Consider the following 15,762-nt stretch of genomic DNA (forward strand, 5'->3'; position numbering starts at 1 on the left):
TACCGAGAACAGATTCTGGCACATCGTCATCAGCCCCGAAACGCAGGAACGGCGTGTTCGCGGCACTCGCGCCGCGGCATCCGCGATCGTCTTCGGTGGTGTCAGACGACGATCGTGTAACTGGTCTCGGTGGTCGCCGCACGGAATCCCATGCGCTCGTACAGCGCGAATGCGCCGGTCGGGCTCGCGGCATCGACCTCGAGCGTCGAGTACTCGATCCGTGCGGCACGTGCGGCAACGAGATGTGCCGCCAGGAGCGCCTTGGCGACGCCGCGCCCGCGATGGCCGCGCACCACGCCGACGAGCGGAACGTGCACGCTCGAGAACCCCTGTCCAGCCCAGTCGGCTTCGTTCACCTCGGCCAGCACGAACCCCACCACGCGATCGCTCGCCTCGTCGACGGCGATGACGGAGAGGTCCGCGCGGAACACGGCGCTCGAGGCGAACACGCGCCATTCCTCCTCGGATCTCGGCTGGCTGCCCCAGTGATCGCGGAAGGCGTCGTTGCGCGCCGCCCTCACCTCGTCAACGCGTTCCGGTCGCAGCACCTCGACGCGGATCCCCTCGCCGGCGCGGACGGCGGCGAGCGGTTCAACGAGATCGCGCCGCAGCCCGGCGAAGTACCGAGCCGGGGCGAAGCCCGCCGACTCGAACAACGGTCCGGCCCCGCGGGCACGGTCGTCGGAGAAGGCCATGATCCACCCGGGGAGCCGGAGCGCGGACGCGGCGAGCTGCTGTTCGCCCCGAGCACGGAGCCACGCCATGAGCACGCGGCCGATGCCGCGGCCGCGCAGCTCGGGGTGCACCCCGCCGACGAGGATCGAGCGCACGAGCGTGTCGCGGCCGGGCGGGTGGTAGGCCGCGCCCCACGCCACTGCGCGACCACCGGCATCGAGGGCGACGATCGTGTCGCGCTCACGGTCGACGAACGACATCCCGAGATCATCGGCGAGCTCGTCCCGCGGCACGGCGTACTCGGGATGATCGACGGCCGCCATGGCCGCCTCGAGTGCCTCGATCAGGTCGAGGTCGTCGTCGCCCACGGGGCGCCAGGCGGTGACGTCGGGATGCGCGAGGCTCGGGAGCGAGTCGGGGGGCGAGACGCGCTCGGAGAGGGGCGAGAGTTCGTGCTCGGTCACCGCTCAAGACTAGACGGCGACCTCGCTGCGGGGACGACGAAGGGCCCCGGTGCTCGCACCGGGGCCCTTCGTGATGAAGCGAGAGACTACTTGGCCTCTGCGGCCTCGGCCTCGTCGGCGACGACCTCGGTCGTCTCCTCTGCGGCTGCGTCGGTCGCCTCGACCTCGGTCGTCTCCTCGACGACCTCGGCCGGAGCCTCCTCGGCGACGGGCGCCTCGGCGGCGGCCGGCTTCGCGGCGCGCTTCTTCGGGGTCACGGGCTCGAGCACGAGCTCGATGACCGCCATGGGCGCGTTGTCGCCCTTGCGGTTGCCGATCTTCGTGATGCGGGTGTAGCCGCCCTCACGGTCGGCGACCTGGGGGGCGATGACCGTGAACAGCTCGTGCACGACGGTCTTGTCGCCGATGACGGCGAGCACGCGACGGCGCGCGTGCAGGTCGCCGCGCTTGCCGAACGTCACGAGACGCTCGGCCAGCGGGCGGAGGCGCTTGGCCTTCGTCTCGGTGGTGGTGATGCGCTTGTGCGTGAACAGCGCTGCAGCGAGGTTCGCGAGCATCAACCGCTCGTGGGCGGGGCCGCCTCCGAGGCGGGGGCCCTTCGTGGGCTTCGGCATGGTTCGTTCTCTCCAGTAGGTGGGGGTTGGTGGGCGACCGCGAGGTCTGCCTAGTTCTCGTCGTCGAAGCCCGTGTAGAAGTGGGCCCCGTCGAATCCGGGGACGGAGTCCTTCAGCGACAGGCCCATTTCGGTGAGCTTGTCCTTGACCTCATCCACCGACTTCTGGCCGAAGTTGCGGATGTTCATGAGCTGCGACTCCGACAGGGCGACGAGCTCGGACACCGTGTTGATGCCCTCGCGCTTCAGGCAGTTGTAGCTGCGCACCGAGAGGTCGAGGTCTTCGATCGGGATCGAGAGTTCGCTCGAGAGCACGGCGTCGACCGGCGCGGGGCCGATCTCGATGCCCTCGGCAGCGGTGTTCAGCTCGCGGGCGAGACCGAACAGCTCGGTGAGCGTGCGTCCCGCCGAGGCGATCGCGTCGCGCGGCGTGATGGCCGGCTTCGACTCGACGTCGACCACGAGGCGGTCGAAGTCGGTGCGCTCGCCGGCGCGGGTGGCCTCGACGCGGTAGGTGACCTTCAGGACCGGCGAGTAGATCGAGTCGACCGGGATCTGGCCGGCTTCGGAGTACTCGTTGCGGTTCTGGCTGGCCGAGACGTAGCCGCGGCCGCGCTCGATCGTGAGCTCGAGCTCGAACTTCGCCGAGTCGTTGAGCGTCGCGATGACCAGCTCGGGGTTGTGCACCTCGACGCCCGCCGGAGCGGAGATGTCGGCTGCGGTGACCTCACCGGCACCCTGCTTGCGCAGGTACGCGGTGATCGGCTCGTCGTGCTCGCTGGAGACGACCAGGTTCTTGATGTTGAGGATGATCTCGGTGACATCCTCCTTCACGCCCGGAACGGTCGAGAACTCGTGGAGCACGCCGTCGATGCGGATGCTCGTCACGGCTGCGCCGGGGATCGAGGAGAGGAGGGTGCGACGGAGCGAGTTGCCCAGGGTGTAACCGAAGCCCGGCTCGAGGGGCTCGATCACGAAACGCGAACGGAACTCCGAGATGTTCTCTTCGGTGAGCGTCGGGCGCTGTGCGATCAGCACTGTTGATTCCTTTCGGCAGGGTGTCCGCTATATGACACCTGCGAGTACGAGGATCTTGAGTTGTGTGAGAGAACGGATGTCCCGGCGATCGAGGAGAGCCCGGCTGAGCCGGACTGCTCCTCGATCACCGGGAGGGAATCAGACGCGGCGACGCTTGGGCGGGCGGCATCCGTTGTGAGCCTGGGGCGTCACGTCGTTGATGCTGCCGACCTCGAGGCCCGCGGCCTGGAGCGAGCGGATCGCGGTCTCGCGGCCGGAGCCGGGACCCTTGACGAACACGTCGACCTTCTTCATGCCGTGCTCCTGCGCCTGGCGCGCGGCCGACTCGGCGGCGAGCTGTGCGGCGAACGGGGTCGACTTGCGCGAGCCCTTGAAGCCGACGCCACCGGAGGAGGCCCAGCTGATCACGGCACCGTTGGTGTCGGTGATCGAGACGATCGTGTTGTTGAACGTCGACTTGATGTGGGCCTGGCCCACGGCGATGTTCTTCTTTTCCTTCTTGCGCGGCTTGCGAGTAGCCGCCTTGGGTGCTGCCATGTGTGAAATCTCCTAGATCTGGCGACGAGCGGTTACTTGCGGCCGGGCTTCTTCTTGCCGGCAACGGTGCGCTTCGGGCCCTTGCGGGTACGAGCGTTGGTCTTGGTGCGCTGGCCGCGGACCGGGAGACCGCGACGGTGGCGGATGCCCTCGTACGAGCCGATCTCGACCTTGCGGCGGATGTCTGCTGCGACCTCGCGGCGGAGGTCACCCTCGACCTTGAAGTTGCCCTCGATGTAGTCGCGCAGCGCGACGAGCTGCTCGTCGCTGAGGTCCTTCACGCGGATGTTTCCGTCGATGCCGGTCTCGGCGAGCGTGGTGAGCGCTCGCGTGCGGCCGACGCCGTAAATGTAAGTCAGTGCGATCTCCACGCGCTTCTCGCGCGGGATGTCGACTCCTGCCAGACGTGCCATGTGTGGCTTCTCCTGTTTCGAAGTGGAGGTGTGGAGCAACGCCGGTGCCCGAGCCTCCGACCCGAGGTGTCCCCGCGACATCCGTGGATGTCTGCGGTTCTGGCGTTGCCGATGTATTCAGTTATGGGGATGCGGAGCGCGTGCGCCCCGCCGTCTGGTGACTAGCCCTGGCGCTGCTTGTGGCGCGGGTTCGACTTGCAGATGACCATGACGCGGCCGTGGCGGCGAATCACCTTGCAGTGGTCGCAGATGGGCTTGACGCTGGGGTTGACCTTCACGATTGTTCCTTGATGTGTCGCTGTCCTCGTACCCGCGAGATGTCGCGGGCCGTTACTTTCCGAGCAGCCGTTACTTGTAGCGGTAGACGATGCGGCCGCGCGTCAGGTCGTATGGGCTCAGCTCGACGATCACGCGGTCCTCGGGGAGGATGCGGATGTAGTGCTGGCGCATCTTTCCTGAGATGTGCGCGAGGACCTTGTGTCCGTTCGTGAGTTCCACCCGGAACATCGCGTTCGGGAGGGCCTCGACAACCGAGCCTTCGATCTCGATGACGCCGTCTTTCTTGGCCATAGCCTCACTATCGCTTGGAGTTGGGATGCTGGTCGTGCGATGGTTCTGCTCACCGAGCCGATTTCCCCTGGAGAGGGGCCGTCAGGCATGCCGAAGCAGGCGTGCAGAACACCAAGGGTCAACTCTAGGTGATTCCGAGCGTTTTCGCCAGTCGAGTGCGCGAAGGGCGCCGGCGACCCGACCTGCTAGGTGCCGGATGCCTCGCGCGAGACGATCTCCGCGGCCGCAGAGGCCGCAGCTGCTCGCGCCTCGAGCGCCCCATCTGCGACGAGAGCCGCCCGCGCGAGCGTCTTCGCCTCGCTCAGGTTGAACCGGGACAACGAAGCCCGCACGTCGGCGAGCGCCGAGGGCGACATCGACAGGCTGGTGGCGCCGAGGCCGACGAGCACGACGGCCAGCAGCGGATCGGCCGCGGCCTCGCCGCAGATGCCGACGGGCTTCCCCTGCGCCGCGCCCGCTGCTCCCACTTCGGCGATCAAGCGGAGCACCGCGGGGTGCCAGGGGTCCTGCAGCGCCGCGACCGTCCCGAGCAGGCGGTCGGCGGCCATCGTGTACTGGGTGAGGTCGTTCGTGCCGATCGAGGCGAAGTCGGCCGCCGCGAGAATCCGGTCAGCGATGAGTGCGGCCGACGGGGTCTCGACCATCACCCCCGCGACCCGAATGCCGAGCTCCTTCGCAAGGGCGGTGAAGTACCGCGTCTCCTCGACCGTCGCGATCATCGGCGCCATGACCCAGAGCTCGGCCTCCGTCGCGGCGGCGGCGGCGGCGAGCGCCGTGAGCTGGTCGCGCAGGACCGGCTCGGCACGCCTCAGTGCACGGATGCCGCGGAGCCCGAGGGCGGGGTTCGACTCGGGGGCATCGTTGACGAAGGCCAGCGGCTTGTCCGCACCCGCGTCGAGCACGCGGACCACCACCTTCCGCCGAGGGAATGCCGCGAGCAGCCGCGTGTACTCGGCCTGCTGGCGGGATGCGGTCGGCGCGGTCTCGGCATCGAGGAACAGGAACTCCGTACGGAAGAGCCCGACCCCTTCTGCGCCGAGTCGGACGGCGTCGGCGGCACCCGCGACGGAACCGAGGTTCGCGAGCAACGGCACCGGCGTGCCGTCGGCGAGTGCACCGGGTGCCAGCGGCGCGGCGGCCCGGCTCGCGCGCTCGGCGATCCGGGCCTGCGCGGCCGCCAGCACCTCGTCGGTGGGCGAGGCGACGACGACGTCACGGGCGGCGTCCACGACGACGGTGTCGCCGTCGACGAGGTGCGCGGCATCGCTCGCACCGACCACGGCGACGATGGACTTCTCGCGAGCGAGGATGGCCGTGTGCGACGTCGGTCCTCCTTCGACGGTCACGAGGGCGAGCACCAGGTCGAGGTCGAGCACCGCCGTGTCGGCAGGAGCGAGATCGTGTGCGACGAGCACGAACGGATGCCCGGGATCGGGGACCCCCGGAGCCGGCACCTGCATCAACTCCGCGATGACGCGCTGCGAGATGTCGTCGAGATCGGCGGCCCGCTCCCCCATGTACCCGCCCATGTCGGCGAGCAGACCGCGGAATGCGGCGAACGCCTCGAACACCGCTCGCTCCGCCGTCGCCCCGTTCGCAAGCCTCACGGTCACGAGATCGAAGAGACTCGGGTCTTCGGCCATCATGGCCTGCGCCTCGAGCACGTCCTTGGCCGCACCGCCGGCTGCCGCTCCGCGCTGCGTGAGATCGACGGCGACGGCGGACAGCGCGTTCGTCGCGCGCTCGGTCTCGCGTTCGGGATCGAGCGATGTCGGCACGTCGGCCGGTTCGGGCAGACGGTCCGCCATGCGCACGACTGCACCGATGGCCACCCCCTGGCCGATCCCGATGCCCGTGATCTCCATCATCCGCCCGGCCTCCGTCGTGAGTATCCGTTCTCCATTCACCCTAGTCTTCGGGGAGCGACGACCGGGAGGGACTCCGTACATGCAACGGTGATCCACGGCGGGCGTGACCTGCGGATTCGGAGTGGACTCGCGAACGACTCAGCCGATGGGCGCGGGACGGATGCCGAACGGCGCGAGTCCTGCGGCGCCCCCGTCGGGCGCCGTCAGCACCCAGATGCCGCCGGCGTGCACCGCGACCGAATGTTCCCAGTGGGCGGCGTCCGCACCGTCGGAGGTCGTCACGGTCCAGTCGTCGTCGCGTGTGAACGTGTCGATGGAACCGGCGACGATCATCGGCTCGATCGCCACCACGAGCCCCGGCTTGACCGCGGGCCCCCGACGATCCACGCGATAGTTGAAGACGGGCGGCTCCTCGTGCATCGAACGCCCGATGCCGTGTCCGACGTAGTCGGTGAGGATGCCGTAGGCGCCTTCGCCCCGAACGAAGTCCTCGATCTCGGCGCCGACGTCGTTGAGGTGGGATGCGCGTGCGAGTGCCGCGATGCCGACCCACAAAGCCTGCTCGGTGACGCGGCTGAGCTCTTCGCGGGAGGCGACGACGTCGGGTCGCGCAACGTCCGGCAGCACGACCGTGAACGCCGAGTCTCCGTTCCAGCCGTCGAGCTCCGCCCCGCCGTCGACCGAGACGATGTCGCCGGCACGGAACGGACGATCACCGGGAATGCCGTGCACGACGTCGTCGTCGACCGAGACGCACAACGTGTGTCGGTAGCCGGGGACCAACTGGAAGTTCGGAATCCCACCGCCGCCGCGGATCACGCGCTCGGCTGCGGCGTCGAGCTCGAGCGGTGTCGCTCCGGGCGCCAGCAGCCTGCGCGTCTCCGCGAGTGCCGCAGCGGTCAGTTCACCGGCCGCTCGCATCGAGCGGAGCTCTGCAGGCGACTTGTAGATCGACCGACGGAACACCGAGGGCTCAGGCCGAGACGCCGTTGGGCGCGAGGCCGCGTGCAGCGAGTGCCGAGAAGATGCGCTCGGTCACCTCGTCGAGCGAACCGACGCCGTCGATGCGCACGACGATGCCGCGTGCGCGGTAGACATCGAGGATCGGAGCGGTCTCCCGCTCGTAGATCGCGAGTCGGTTCGCGATGACCTCTTCGGTGTCGTCGGTGCGTCCCTGGTCTGCAGCGCGCTGCTGCAGACGGGCGATGCTCTCCGCGCGCGGGACCTCGAGCTCGATGACCGCGTCGAGCGCCTCGCCGCGAGCCGTGAGGAACGCGTCGAGGTCGTCGACCTGGCCACGGTTGCGCGGGTATCCGTCGAGGAGGAAGCCGTGCGCGGCATCCGGCTGCTCGAGGCGATCGCGCACGAGCTCGCTCGTGAGCGCGTCGGGCACGAGGTCGCCCGCCTCGATGATCGCCTGCACTCGCTTGCCGAGTTCGGTGCCGCCCGCGACGTTCGCGCGGAAGATGTCGCCGGTGGCGACCTGCGGCACTCCGAACGCGTCCGCGACGAGCACACCCTGCGTTCCCTTGCCGGAGCCCTGGGGTCCGACGATCAGGAAGCGAGCAGAGCCGCTTGCAGCGGTGTCGTTCGAGGCGGCCGGCGTCATCGGAGGAGTCCTTCGTAGTGTCGCTGCTGGAGCTGGGCGTCGATCTGCTTCACCGTCTCGAGGCCGACGCCGACGATGATCAGGATGGAAGCGCCGCCGAAGGGGAAGTTCTGGTCGGCGCCGACCATCGCGAACGCGATCAGCGGGATCAGGGCGATGAAGCCGAGGTAGAACGAGCCCGGCAGCGTGATGCGGGTGAGCACGTAGTCGAGGTACTCGGCGGTCGGACGACCGGCACGGATGCCGGGGATGAACCCGCCGTACTTCTTCATGTTCTCGGAGACCTCGTCGGGGTTGAACGTGATCGCGACGTAGAAGTACGTGAAGCCGACGATGAGCAGGAAGTACATGAGCATGTACAGCGGGTGACCGCCCTGCGTCAGGTTGTTCGTGATCCAGACGACCCAGGGCTGCGGCGTCTCGCCGGCTGCCGGGGTGTTGAACTGCGCGATGAGGGCGGGCAGGTACAACAGCGACGAGGCGAAGATGACGGGCACGACGCCGGCCATGTTGACCTTGATCGGGATGTACGTGTTGTTGCCGCCGTACGTTCGACGACCGACCATGCGCTTGGCGTACTGCACGGGGATCCGCCGTTGCGACTGCTCGACGAAGACCACGGCGACGACGACGAGGAGGCCGATCGCCAGCACGATCGCGAAGACGTCCCAGCCGCGGGCGATGCCGATGGCCCAGAGCGAGCCGGGGAAGGTCGCGGCGATCGAGGTGAAGATGAGGAGCGACATGCCGTTGCCGATGCCGCGCTCGGTGATGAGCTCACCCATCCACATGATGAGGCCGGTGCCGGCGGTCATGGTGATGACCATGAGCAGGATCGCGTACCAGGCGTCGTTCGTGATGAGCTGCGAGCACTCGGGGGCGCTCGAGGGGAACAGCGCGCCGGAGCGGGCGACCGTGATCAGCGTGGTGGACTGGAGCACACCGAGCGCGATCGTGAGGTACCGGGTGTACTGGGTCAGGCGGCTCTGGCCGGCCTGGCCCTCTTTGTAGAGCGTCTCGAAGTGAGGGATCACGACGCGCAGCAACTGCACGATGATCGACGCCGTGATGTAGGGCATGATGCCCAGCGCGAAGATCGAGAGCTGCAGCAGCGCACCGCCCGAGAACAGGTTCACGAGGTCGTAGAGCCCCGCTGCACCCGACTGGTTCGCGGCGAGACACGCCTGAACGTTGCCGAAGTCCACGAACGGCGCGGGAATGAACGAACCCAGCCGGAACAGGGCGACGATGCCCAGCGTGAACCCGAGCTTGCGGCGAAGATCCGGCGTGCGGAAGATCCGCCCGATGGCGTTGAACACTCGTCCTCCTGTTGCTCCGTGTGGAGTCAGTCCATATGCGGCTCGAGCCAGTCGAGACCCCCGTGAATCATACGCGAGGTCCCGACTGGCTCGTGCAATCGGTGCTGTACCGGTCTACTTGACCGAGCCGCCAGCGGCGACGATCTTCTGCTCAGCCGAGCCGGAGACCTTGTCGACCGCGACGGTGAGCTTCACCTGGATGTCACCGTTGCCGAGAACCTTGACGCGCTCGTTCTTGCGAACGGCGCCCTTCTCGACGAGGTCGGCGATCGTGACGTCGCCGCCCTTCGGGTACAGCTCGGCGAGCTTCTCCAGGTTCACGACCTGGTACTCGACGCGGAACGGGTTCTTGAAGCCGCGGAGCTTCGGCGCACGCATGTGGTACGGAAGCTGGCCACCCTCGAACCCGGGGCGGATGTTGTTGCGAGCCTTCGAGCCCTTGGTACCGCGACCTGCCGTCTTGCCCTTCGAACCCTCACCGCGTCCGACGCGGGTCTTGTCCTTCTTGGAGCCGGGAGCGGGGCGGAGGTGGTGAACCTTCAGCACCTGCTCGCGCTTCTCCGCGACCTCCGCCTTGGCGGCGGCCGACTTGGCGGGCGCAGCCTTGGCGGGGGCCTTCTTCGCCGGAGCCTTGGCGGCGTCGGCCGAGTCGGCCTTCGCAGCTGCGGCCTTGGCGGGGGCCTTCTTCTCGGCAGCAGCCTTGGGGGCTGCCTTCGCGGCGGCGGGCTTGTCGGCCGTCTTCTTCGCCGGAGCCTTCTTGGGGGCTTCGGCGGCGACGTCCTTCTTCTCGTCAGCCATTAGTCAATCTCCTCAACCTTCACGAGGTGCGCGACGGTGTTCACATAGCCGCGGTTCTGCGAGTTGTCCTCGCGAACGACCGACTGGCCGATGCGCTTGAGTCCGAGGCTGCGCAGCGTGTCGCGCTGGTACTGCTTCTCGCTCACCTTGGACTTGATCTGGGTCACCTTCAGCTGCTTGGCCATCAGGCACCTGCCTTCGCTGCTGCGGCGGACTCTGCCGCCTGGGCCTCGGCACGCAGCAGACGGGCCGGAGCGACCTCGTCGTAGGCCAGGCCACGACGGGCAGCGACTGCACGCGGCTCTTCGAGCTGCTGCAGGGCGGCGACCGTGGCGTGCACGATGTTGATGGTGTTCGACGAACCGAGCGACTTGCTCAGGACGTCGTGGATGCCGGCGCACTCGAGCACCGCGCGCACGGGACCACCGGCGATGACACCGGTACCGGCCGAAGCGGGGCGCAGCAGGACAACGCCGGCTGCAGCCTCACCCTGGACGGGGTGCGGGATGGTCGCTCCGATGCGAGGGACGCGGAAGAAGTTCTTCTTCGCCTCCTCGACACCCTTCGAGATCGCGGTCGGGACCTCGCGCGCCTTGCCGTAGCCGACGCCGACGAGTCCGTTGCCGTCGCCCACGACGACGAGCGCCGTGAAGCTGAAGCGACGGCCGCCCTTGACGACCTTCGACACGCGGTTGATGGTCACGACGCGCTCGAGGAACTGGCTCTTCTCGGCGTCACGGCCACCGCGGTCGCGGCCACCCTGGTTGCGGTCTCGACCGCCGCCGCGACGGTTGTCGCGCTCGTTCCGAGCCGGCTCCGAAGCTGCTGCCGTCTCGACGGGTGCCTCTGCGGTCACCTCGGTCTCCTTCGTAGTGTTCTCGCTCACAGGTTGAGCCCTGCCTCTCGCGCTCCATCGGCGATCGCTGCGACACGACCGGCGTACTTGTTGCCGCCGCGGTCGAAGACGACGGACTCGATGCCGGCCTTCTTCGCACGCTCTGCGACGAGCTCGCCGACCTTCTTGGCCTTGGCGGTCTTGTCACCGTCGAACACACGGAGGTCGGCCTCCATGGTCGAGGCGCTGGCGACGGTCAGGCCCTTGCTGTCGTCGACGACCTGGACGAACACGTGACGTGCCGAACGGGTGACGACGAGGCGCGGACGCAGCTCGGTGCCGACGACCTTCTTGCGAAGGCGGGTGTGGCGGCGCGAACGCGCAGCCGTCTTGGTCTTCACAGCCATGATTACTTACCTGACTTTCCGGCCTTGCGACGCACGACCTCGCCGGCGTAGCGGATGCCCTTGCCCTTGTACGGCTCGGGCTTCTTGATCTTGCGGATGTTCGCGGCGACCTCGCCGACCGCCTGCTTGTCGATGCCCGCGACCGTGATCTTGTTGTTGCCCTCGACGGTCAACGTGATGCCGGCGGGAGCGTCGACGACGACGGGGTGCGAGAAACCGAGCGCGAGCTCGAGCGACGAGCCCTTCTGCGCGACGCGGTAACCGGTGCCGACGATCTCGAGGCCCTTGGAGTAGCCCTGCGTCACGCCGATGATCTGGTTGGCGATGAGGGTACGCGTGAGGCCGTGCAGCGAACGCGAGGTGCGCTCGTCGTCGGGGCGGGTGACGAGAACCTGGTTCTCTTCGAGCTTGACCTCGATGGGGGCGGCGACGGTGAGCGCGAGCTCGCCCTTCGGGCCCTTGACCGAAACGGCCTGGCCGTCGATCTTGACGTCGACGCCCGCGGGGATGTCGATGGGAAGTCGTCCGATTCGTGACATGGAACTACCACACGTAGGCGAGGACTTCTCCGCCTACGCCCTTCTTCTCGGCCTGGCGGTCGGTGAGCAGACCGCTGGAGGTGGACAGGATGGCAACGCCGAGGCCGCCGAGCACCTTGGGGAGCTCCGTCGACTTCGCGTACACGCGGAGGCCGGGCTTGGAGACGCGCTTGATGCCAGCGATCGAACGCTCGCGGTTGGGGCCGAACTTGAGCTGCAGCGTGAGCGTCTTGCCCACGCGAGCGTCAGTCAGCTCGAAGTCCGCGATGTAGCCCTCCTTCTTCAAGATCTCGGCGATGTTCGCCTTGAGCTTGGAGTTGGGCATCGACACGGAGTCGTGGTGTGCGGAGTTCGCGTTCCGCAGACGGGTCAGCATGTCAGCGACCGGGTCGGTCATCGTCATGACGAGTGTTTCCTTACGTTCACCAGGTTTCAGCGCCCGTTACACGAGCGATGACCTGTGGTGTCGGTCTCCCGCGGATGCGGAGGACCGGGGTCGGATGCTGCGGGCGTGCGCCCGCAGCATCCGTGGTTCAGTTGGCCGCGTCGGCCGACTTGAAGGGGAAGCCGAGCTGCTTGAGCAGCGCGCGGCCCTCTTCGTCCGTCTTGGCGGTGGTCACCACAGTGATGTCCATGCCGCGGACGCGGTCGATCTTGTCCTGGTCGATCTCGTGGAACATCGACTGCTCCGTGAGACCGAAGGTGTAGTTGCCGGTGCCGTCGAACTGCTTGTCCGAGAGGCCGCGGAAGTCGCGGATACGGGGCAGTGCGAGCGAGAGCAGGCGGTCGAGGAACTCCCACATGCGGTCGCCACGAAGCGTGACGTGGGCGCCGATGGGCTGTCCCTCGCGCAGCTTGAACTGCGCGATGGACTTGCGAGCCTTCGTGACCTGCGGCTTCTGGCCGGTGATCTTGGTGAGATCGGCGATCGCGCCGTCGATGACCTTGCCATCGCGCGCGGCTTCGCCGACACCCATGTTCACGACGATCTTCACGAGACCCGGAACCTGGTGCACGTTGGTGTAGCCGTGCTCCTCGGTGAGGGCCTTCGAGATCTCGTCCCGGTACTTGGTCTTCAGGCGCGGCTGGATTTTGCCAGCCTGCGTAGCCGTGTCGGTCATTACAGGTCCTTACCTGACTTCTTTGCGTAACGGACGCGGACGGTCTTGTCGACGCCGTCCTTCGTCACGGTCTCGATGCGGAAACCGACGCGGGTCGGCTTCTTCGACTCGGGGTCGACGAGCGCGACGTTCGAAACGTGGATCGGGGCCTCGACGGTCTCGATGCCGCCGGTCTTCGAGCCGCGCTGCGTCTGGCCGACGCGAACGTGCTTCGTCACGAAGTTGATGCCTTCGACGACGACGCGGTTCTCGGCGACGAGCACCTCGAGGACCTTGCCCTGCTTGCCGCGATCTCCGCCGCGAGCCTGGCTGCGGCCCGAGATGACCTGAACGAGGTCACCCTTCTTGATGTTGGCCATGACTAGATAACCTCCGGTGCCAGCGAGATGATCTTCATGAACTTCTTGTCGCGGAGCTCGCGACCGACCGGTCCGAAGATACGGGTGCCGCGGGGGTCACCATCGTTCTTCAGGATCACTGCGGCGTTCTCGTCGAACTTGATGTAGGAGCCGTCGGGACGACGGGTCTCCTTGACGGTGCGGACGATGACGGCCTTGACCACATCGCCCTTCTTGACGTTGCCGCCGGGGATGGCGTCCTTGACGGTCGCGACGATGGTGTCACCGAGGCCGGCGTACCGACGCTTCGAGCCACCGAGCACGCGGATCGTGAGGAGCACTTTGGCGCCGGTGTTGTCGGCGACCTTGACTCGTGATTCCTGCTGAAGCACTTTGAATCTCCTTCTTTCAAGTAAGCCCGAGGCTTACTTGGCCTTCTCGACGATCTCGACGAGGCGCCAGCGCTTCGTGGCGGAAAGGGGACGGGTCTCGCTGATCACGACGAGGTCGCCGATGCCGGCGGTGTTCAGCTCGTCGTGAGCCTTGACCTTCGAGGTGCGGCGCAGAACCTTGCCGTACAGCGGGTGCTTCACGCGATCCTCGACCTCGACGGTGATGGTCTTGTCCATCTTGTCGCTGACGACGTAGCCGCGACGAACCTTGCGGTAGCCGCGGACGAGCTCGGCCGCGGTGTCGACCTCGGCCGAAGCCTTCTTGGTCTCAGCCATGATCAGGCCTCCTTCGTCTCTTCGACCTCGGCTGCAGCATCAGCGGATGCCTCGGCCTTGGCCTTCTTCGTCTTCTTCTCGGCCTTGGCCGGAACCTCGACCGGCGCGGGCGTTGCCCGGATGCCGAGTTCGCGCTCGCGGATGACCGTGTAGATGCGCGCGATGTCGCGCTTGACCGCCCGGAGGCGGCCGTGGCTTTCGAGCTGACCGGTGGCCGACTGGAAGCGCAGGTTGAACAGCTCTTCCTTGGCCTTCTTCAGCTCATCGACGAGTCGCTCGTCTTCAAAGGTGTCGAGCTCGACGGGGCTGAGCTCCTTGGTGCCGACGGCCATTATGCGTCGCCCTCCTCGCGCTTGATGATGCGTGCCTTGAGGGGCAGCTTGTGGATGGCACGGGTCATTGCCTCACGAGCGAGTTCCTCGGAGACGCCGGAGACCTCGAAGAGGACTCGACCCGGCTTGACGTTCGCGACCCACCACTCGGGCGAACCCTTACCGGAACCCATGCGGGTTTCGGCCGGCTTCTTGGTGAGCGGACGGTCGGGGTAGATGTTGATCCACACCTTGCCGCCGCGCTTGATGTGACGCGTCATGGCGATACGAGCGGACTCGATCTGACGGTTCGTCACGTACGCGGGGGTCAACGCCTGGATGCCGAACTCACCGAAGGTGACCTTCGTGCCGCCGGTGGCGTGGCCCGAACGGCCAGGGTGGTGCTGCTTGCGGTACTTGACTCGACGGGGAATCAACATGGTTATGCCTCAACTCCTGCTGCCACCGGCTCCTGCGCCTTGGGCGCACGGCGGGGACGGTCACTGCGCTCGGGGCGCGACGACTTCTGGTTGGCCTGCTCGCGGGCGAGCTCCTTGTTGGTGATGTCGCCCTTGTAGATCCAGACCTTGACACCGATGCGACCGAAGGTGGTCTTCGCCTCGTAGAAGCCGTAGTCGATGTTCGCGCGGAGCGTGTGCAGGGGCACACGGCCTTCGCGGTAGAACTCCGAACGGCTCATCTCGGCGCCGCCGAGGCGGCCGGAGACCTGGATGCGGACGCCCTTGGCGCCGGCGCGCTGGGCACCCTGCAGACCCTTGCGCATCGCGCGGCGGAAGGCCACACGAGCGGAGAGCTGCTCGGCGATGCCCTGAGCGACGAGCTGAGCGTCGGCCTCGGGGTTCTTCACCTCGAGGATGTTCAGCTGGATCTGCTTGCCGCTGAGCTTCTCGAGGTCGGCGCGGATGCGCTCGGCCTCGGCGCCGCGGCGGCCGATCACGATGCCGGGACGTGCCGTGTGGATGTCCACGCGGACACGGTCGCGGGTGCGCTCGATCTCGATGCGCGAGACACCGGCGCGGTCGAGCGACGTCTGCAGCAGTCGACGGATCTTGATGTCTTCTGCCAGGTAGTCGGCGTAGCGCTGACCGGGCTTCGTCGAGTCGGAGAACCACCGCGACACATGGTCGGTGGTGATGCCGAGACGGAAGCCGTACGGGTTTACTTTCTGACCCATTACTTCGTACCCTCCTCGGGCGTGGCGAGCACGACGGTGATGTGGCTCGTTCGCTTGTTGATGCGGAAGGCACGACCCTGAGCACGCGGCTGGAATCGCTTGAGGGTGGTGCCCTCATCGACGTAGGCGCTGCTGATGTAGAGGTCCTGCTCGTCCAGGTAGGTGTTCGTTGCATCGGCCTTGACGCGAGCGTTCGCGATGGCCGAGGCGACGAGCTTGTACACCGGCTCGCTCGCACCCTGGGGGGCGAACTTCAGGATGGCGAGTGCCTCCTGTGCCTGACGGCCGCGGATCATGTTGACGACGCGACGGGCCTTCATGGGGGTGACGCGGATGTGTCGCACGCGTGCGATCGACTCCACCATTTCTTCTCCTCCTTCACGT

At 67.2% G+C, this 15,762-nt stretch carries 25 protein-coding genes; all 25 read right to left on the bottom strand.

Annotated elements, in window-relative coordinates; all coding sequences use genetic code 11:
• Positions 1–101: 101 nt before the first annotated feature.
• Complete coding sequence (locus tag ASD23_RS12175; protein WP_056010821.1) at positions 102–1,139, bottom strand: GNAT family N-acetyltransferase; 1,038 nt, start codon at positions 1,137–1,139, stop codon at positions 102–104.
• A gap of 86 nt (positions 1,140–1,225) precedes the next feature.
• Complete coding sequence (rplQ, locus tag ASD23_RS12180) at positions 1,226–1,753, bottom strand: 50S ribosomal protein L17 (protein WP_056010823.1); 528 nt, start codon at positions 1,751–1,753, stop codon at positions 1,226–1,228.
• A 50-nt stretch (positions 1,754–1,803) separates the two neighbouring features.
• Positions 1,804–2,790 carry a DNA-directed RNA polymerase subunit alpha gene (locus ASD23_RS12185; protein WP_022893850.1) on the bottom strand — a complete coding sequence of 329 codons (987 nt, stop codon included), beginning with the start codon at positions 2,788–2,790 and terminating at the stop codon, positions 1,804–1,806.
• A 138-nt stretch (positions 2,791–2,928) separates the two neighbouring features.
• Positions 2,929–3,327: a 30S ribosomal protein S11 gene (gene rpsK, locus ASD23_RS12190; RefSeq protein ID WP_022889749.1), complete on the bottom strand. Its 399-nt coding sequence runs from the start codon at positions 3,325–3,327 to the stop codon at positions 2,929–2,931.
• A gap of 32 nt (positions 3,328–3,359) precedes the next feature.
• Complete coding sequence (gene rpsM / locus ASD23_RS12195; RefSeq protein ID WP_056010826.1) at positions 3,360–3,740, bottom strand: 30S ribosomal protein S13; 381 nt, start codon at positions 3,738–3,740, stop codon at positions 3,360–3,362.
• A 161-nt stretch (positions 3,741–3,901) separates the two neighbouring features.
• A complete protein-coding gene (gene rpmJ / locus ASD23_RS12200) occupies positions 3,902–4,018 on the bottom strand; it encodes a 50S ribosomal protein L36 (RefSeq protein WP_005050492.1) in 117 nt (38 codons plus the stop codon).
• Positions 4,019–4,088: 70 nt separating this feature from the next.
• Positions 4,089–4,310 carry a translation initiation factor IF-1 gene (gene infA / locus ASD23_RS12205; protein WP_021759551.1) on the bottom strand — a complete coding sequence of 74 codons (222 nt, stop codon included), beginning with the start codon at positions 4,308–4,310 and terminating at the stop codon, positions 4,089–4,091.
• Positions 4,311–4,495: 185 nt separating this feature from the next.
• Positions 4,496–6,178 (bottom strand): phosphoenolpyruvate--protein phosphotransferase, encoded by a 1,683-nt coding sequence (gene ptsP, locus ASD23_RS12210; RefSeq protein WP_056010830.1) that lies wholly within the window; start codon positions 6,176–6,178, stop codon positions 4,496–4,498.
• Positions 6,179–6,316: 138 nt separating this feature from the next.
• Entirely contained in the window at positions 6,317–7,144 is an 828-nt protein-coding gene (gene map, locus ASD23_RS12215; RefSeq protein WP_082571404.1) for a type I methionyl aminopeptidase, read from the bottom strand.
• Positions 7,145–7,151: 7 nt separating this feature from the next.
• Positions 7,152–7,787: an adenylate kinase gene (locus ASD23_RS12220; protein ID WP_056010833.1), complete on the bottom strand. Its 636-nt coding sequence runs from the start codon at positions 7,785–7,787 to the stop codon at positions 7,152–7,154.
• On the bottom strand, positions 7,784–9,106 hold the full coding sequence (gene secY, locus ASD23_RS12225; RefSeq protein WP_056010836.1) for a preprotein translocase subunit SecY: 1,323 nt from the start codon (positions 9,104–9,106) through the stop codon (positions 7,784–7,786). Before secY ends, ASD23_RS12220 begins: the two co-directional genes overlap by 4 nt.
• 114 nt (positions 9,107–9,220) lie before the next feature.
• Complete coding sequence (rplO, locus tag ASD23_RS19305; RefSeq protein ID WP_082571405.1) at positions 9,221–9,904, bottom strand: 50S ribosomal protein L15; 684 nt, start codon at positions 9,902–9,904, stop codon at positions 9,221–9,223.
• Positions 9,904–10,089 carry a 50S ribosomal protein L30 gene (gene rpmD, locus ASD23_RS12235; protein ID WP_056010840.1) on the bottom strand — a complete coding sequence of 62 codons (186 nt, stop codon included), beginning with the start codon at positions 10,087–10,089 and terminating at the stop codon, positions 9,904–9,906. The genes rplO and rpmD overlap by 1 nt, the downstream gene beginning before the upstream one ends.
• A complete protein-coding gene (rpsE, locus tag ASD23_RS12240) occupies positions 10,089–10,790 on the bottom strand; it encodes a 30S ribosomal protein S5 (protein ID WP_056010842.1) in 702 nt (233 codons plus the stop codon). The genes rpmD and rpsE overlap by 1 nt, the downstream gene beginning before the upstream one ends.
• A complete protein-coding gene (gene rplR, locus ASD23_RS12245) occupies positions 10,787–11,146 on the bottom strand; it encodes a 50S ribosomal protein L18 (RefSeq protein ID WP_056010846.1) in 360 nt (119 codons plus the stop codon). The genes rpsE and rplR overlap by 4 nt, the downstream gene beginning before the upstream one ends.
• A 2-nt stretch (positions 11,147–11,148) precedes the next feature.
• Positions 11,149–11,685, bottom strand: coding sequence for a 50S ribosomal protein L6 (gene rplF, locus ASD23_RS12250; RefSeq protein WP_056010849.1), 537 nt, complete (start codon positions 11,683–11,685; stop codon positions 11,149–11,151).
• A 4-nt stretch (positions 11,686–11,689) separates the two neighbouring features.
• Positions 11,690–12,088 carry a 30S ribosomal protein S8 gene (rpsH, locus tag ASD23_RS12255; protein WP_056010852.1) on the bottom strand — a complete coding sequence of 133 codons (399 nt, stop codon included), beginning with the start codon at positions 12,086–12,088 and terminating at the stop codon, positions 11,690–11,692.
• 130 nt (positions 12,089–12,218) lie between these two features.
• Complete coding sequence (rplE, locus tag ASD23_RS12260; protein ID WP_056010855.1) at positions 12,219–12,806, bottom strand: 50S ribosomal protein L5; 588 nt, start codon at positions 12,804–12,806, stop codon at positions 12,219–12,221.
• Positions 12,806–13,165: a 50S ribosomal protein L24 gene (gene rplX, locus ASD23_RS12265; protein ID WP_056010858.1), complete on the bottom strand. Its 360-nt coding sequence runs from the start codon at positions 13,163–13,165 to the stop codon at positions 12,806–12,808. The genes rplE and rplX overlap by 1 nt, the downstream gene beginning before the upstream one ends.
• 2 nt (positions 13,166–13,167) lie before the next feature.
• On the bottom strand, positions 13,168–13,536 hold the full coding sequence (rplN, locus tag ASD23_RS12270; RefSeq protein ID WP_056010861.1) for a 50S ribosomal protein L14: 369 nt from the start codon (positions 13,534–13,536) through the stop codon (positions 13,168–13,170).
• 33 nt (positions 13,537–13,569) lie between these two features.
• A complete protein-coding gene (rpsQ, locus tag ASD23_RS12275; RefSeq protein WP_056010864.1) occupies positions 13,570–13,872 on the bottom strand; it encodes a 30S ribosomal protein S17 in 303 nt (100 codons plus the stop codon).
• Positions 13,873–13,874: 2 nt separating this feature from the next.
• Complete coding sequence (gene rpmC / locus ASD23_RS19440; protein ID WP_056010867.1) at positions 13,875–14,204, bottom strand: 50S ribosomal protein L29; 330 nt, start codon at positions 14,202–14,204, stop codon at positions 13,875–13,877.
• On the bottom strand, positions 14,204–14,623 hold the full coding sequence (gene rplP / locus ASD23_RS12285) for a 50S ribosomal protein L16 (RefSeq protein WP_056010870.1): 420 nt from the start codon (positions 14,621–14,623) through the stop codon (positions 14,204–14,206). The genes rpmC and rplP overlap by 1 nt, the downstream gene beginning before the upstream one ends.
• Before the next feature lie 2 nt (positions 14,624–14,625).
• Positions 14,626–15,378 (bottom strand): 30S ribosomal protein S3, encoded by a 753-nt coding sequence (rpsC, locus tag ASD23_RS12290; RefSeq protein WP_056010873.1) that lies wholly within the window; start codon positions 15,376–15,378, stop codon positions 14,626–14,628.
• A complete protein-coding gene (gene rplV / locus ASD23_RS12295) occupies positions 15,378–15,743 on the bottom strand; it encodes a 50S ribosomal protein L22 (protein ID WP_056010876.1) in 366 nt (121 codons plus the stop codon). The genes rpsC and rplV overlap by 1 nt, the downstream gene beginning before the upstream one ends.
• Positions 15,744–15,762 lie beyond the last annotated feature (19 nt).

The sequence above is a fragment of the Agromyces sp. Root1464 genome (assembly GCF_001427265.1).
GTDB lineage: Bacteria > Actinomycetota > Actinomycetes > Actinomycetales > Microbacteriaceae > Agromyces > Agromyces fucosus.

Bases quoted from the DNA above. Each gene is read 5' to 3' on its own strand.
- rplR (WP_056010846.1), bottom strand. From the start codon at position 11,146: ATGGCTGTGAAGACCAAGACGGCTGCGCGTTCGCGCCGCCACACCCGC.
- rplE (WP_056010855.1), bottom strand. From the start codon at position 12,806: ATGACCGACACGGCTACGCAGGCTGGCAAAATCCAGCCGCGCCTGAAG.
- ASD23_RS12220 (WP_056010833.1), bottom strand. From the start codon at position 7,787: ATGACGCCGGCCGCCTCGAACGACACCGCTGCAAGCGGCTCTGCTCGC.
- rplP (WP_056010870.1), bottom strand. From the start codon at position 14,623: ATGTTGATTCCCCGTCGAGTCAAGTACCGCAAGCAGCACCACCCTGGC.
- rpsQ (WP_056010864.1), bottom strand. From the start codon at position 13,872: ATGGCTGAGACCAAGAAGGCTTCGGCCGAGGTCGACACCGCGGCCGAG.
- rpsM (WP_056010826.1), bottom strand. From the start codon at position 3,740: ATGGCACGTCTGGCAGGAGTCGACATCCCGCGCGAGAAGCGCGTGGAG.
- rpsC (WP_056010873.1), bottom strand. From the start codon at position 15,378: ATGGGTCAGAAAGTAAACCCGTACGGCTTCCGTCTCGGCATCACCACC.
- rpmC (WP_056010867.1), bottom strand. From the start codon at position 14,204: ATGGCCGTCGGCACCAAGGAGCTCAGCCCCGTCGAGCTCGACACCTTT.
- rplO (WP_082571405.1), bottom strand. From the start codon at position 9,904: ATGGCTGACGAGAAGAAGGACGTCGCCGCCGAAGCCCCCAAGAAGGCT.
- rplF (WP_056010849.1), bottom strand. From the start codon at position 11,685: ATGTCACGAATCGGACGACTTCCCATCGACATCCCCGCGGGCGTCGAC.
- rplV (WP_056010876.1), bottom strand. From the start codon at position 15,743: ATGGTGGAGTCGATCGCACGCGTGCGACACATCCGCGTCACCCCCATG.
- ptsP (WP_056010830.1), bottom strand. From the start codon at position 6,178: ATGATGGAGATCACGGGCATCGGGATCGGCCAGGGGGTGGCCATCGGT.
- rpsK (WP_022889749.1), bottom strand. From the start codon at position 3,327: ATGGCAGCACCCAAGGCGGCTACTCGCAAGCCGCGCAAGAAGGAAAAG.
- rplX (WP_056010858.1), bottom strand. From the start codon at position 13,165: ATGGCCAACATCAAGAAGGGTGACCTCGTTCAGGTCATCTCGGGCCGC.
- rpmD (WP_056010840.1), bottom strand. From the start codon at position 10,089: ATGGCCAAGCAGCTGAAGGTGACCCAGATCAAGTCCAAGGTGAGCGAG.
- infA (WP_021759551.1), bottom strand. From the start codon at position 4,310: ATGGCCAAGAAAGACGGCGTCATCGAGATCGAAGGCTCGGTTGTCGAG.
- rplQ (WP_056010823.1), bottom strand. From the start codon at position 1,753: ATGCCGAAGCCCACGAAGGGCCCCCGCCTCGGAGGCGGCCCCGCCCAC.
- rpsH (WP_056010852.1), bottom strand. From the start codon at position 12,088: ATGACGATGACCGACCCGGTCGCTGACATGCTGACCCGTCTGCGGAAC.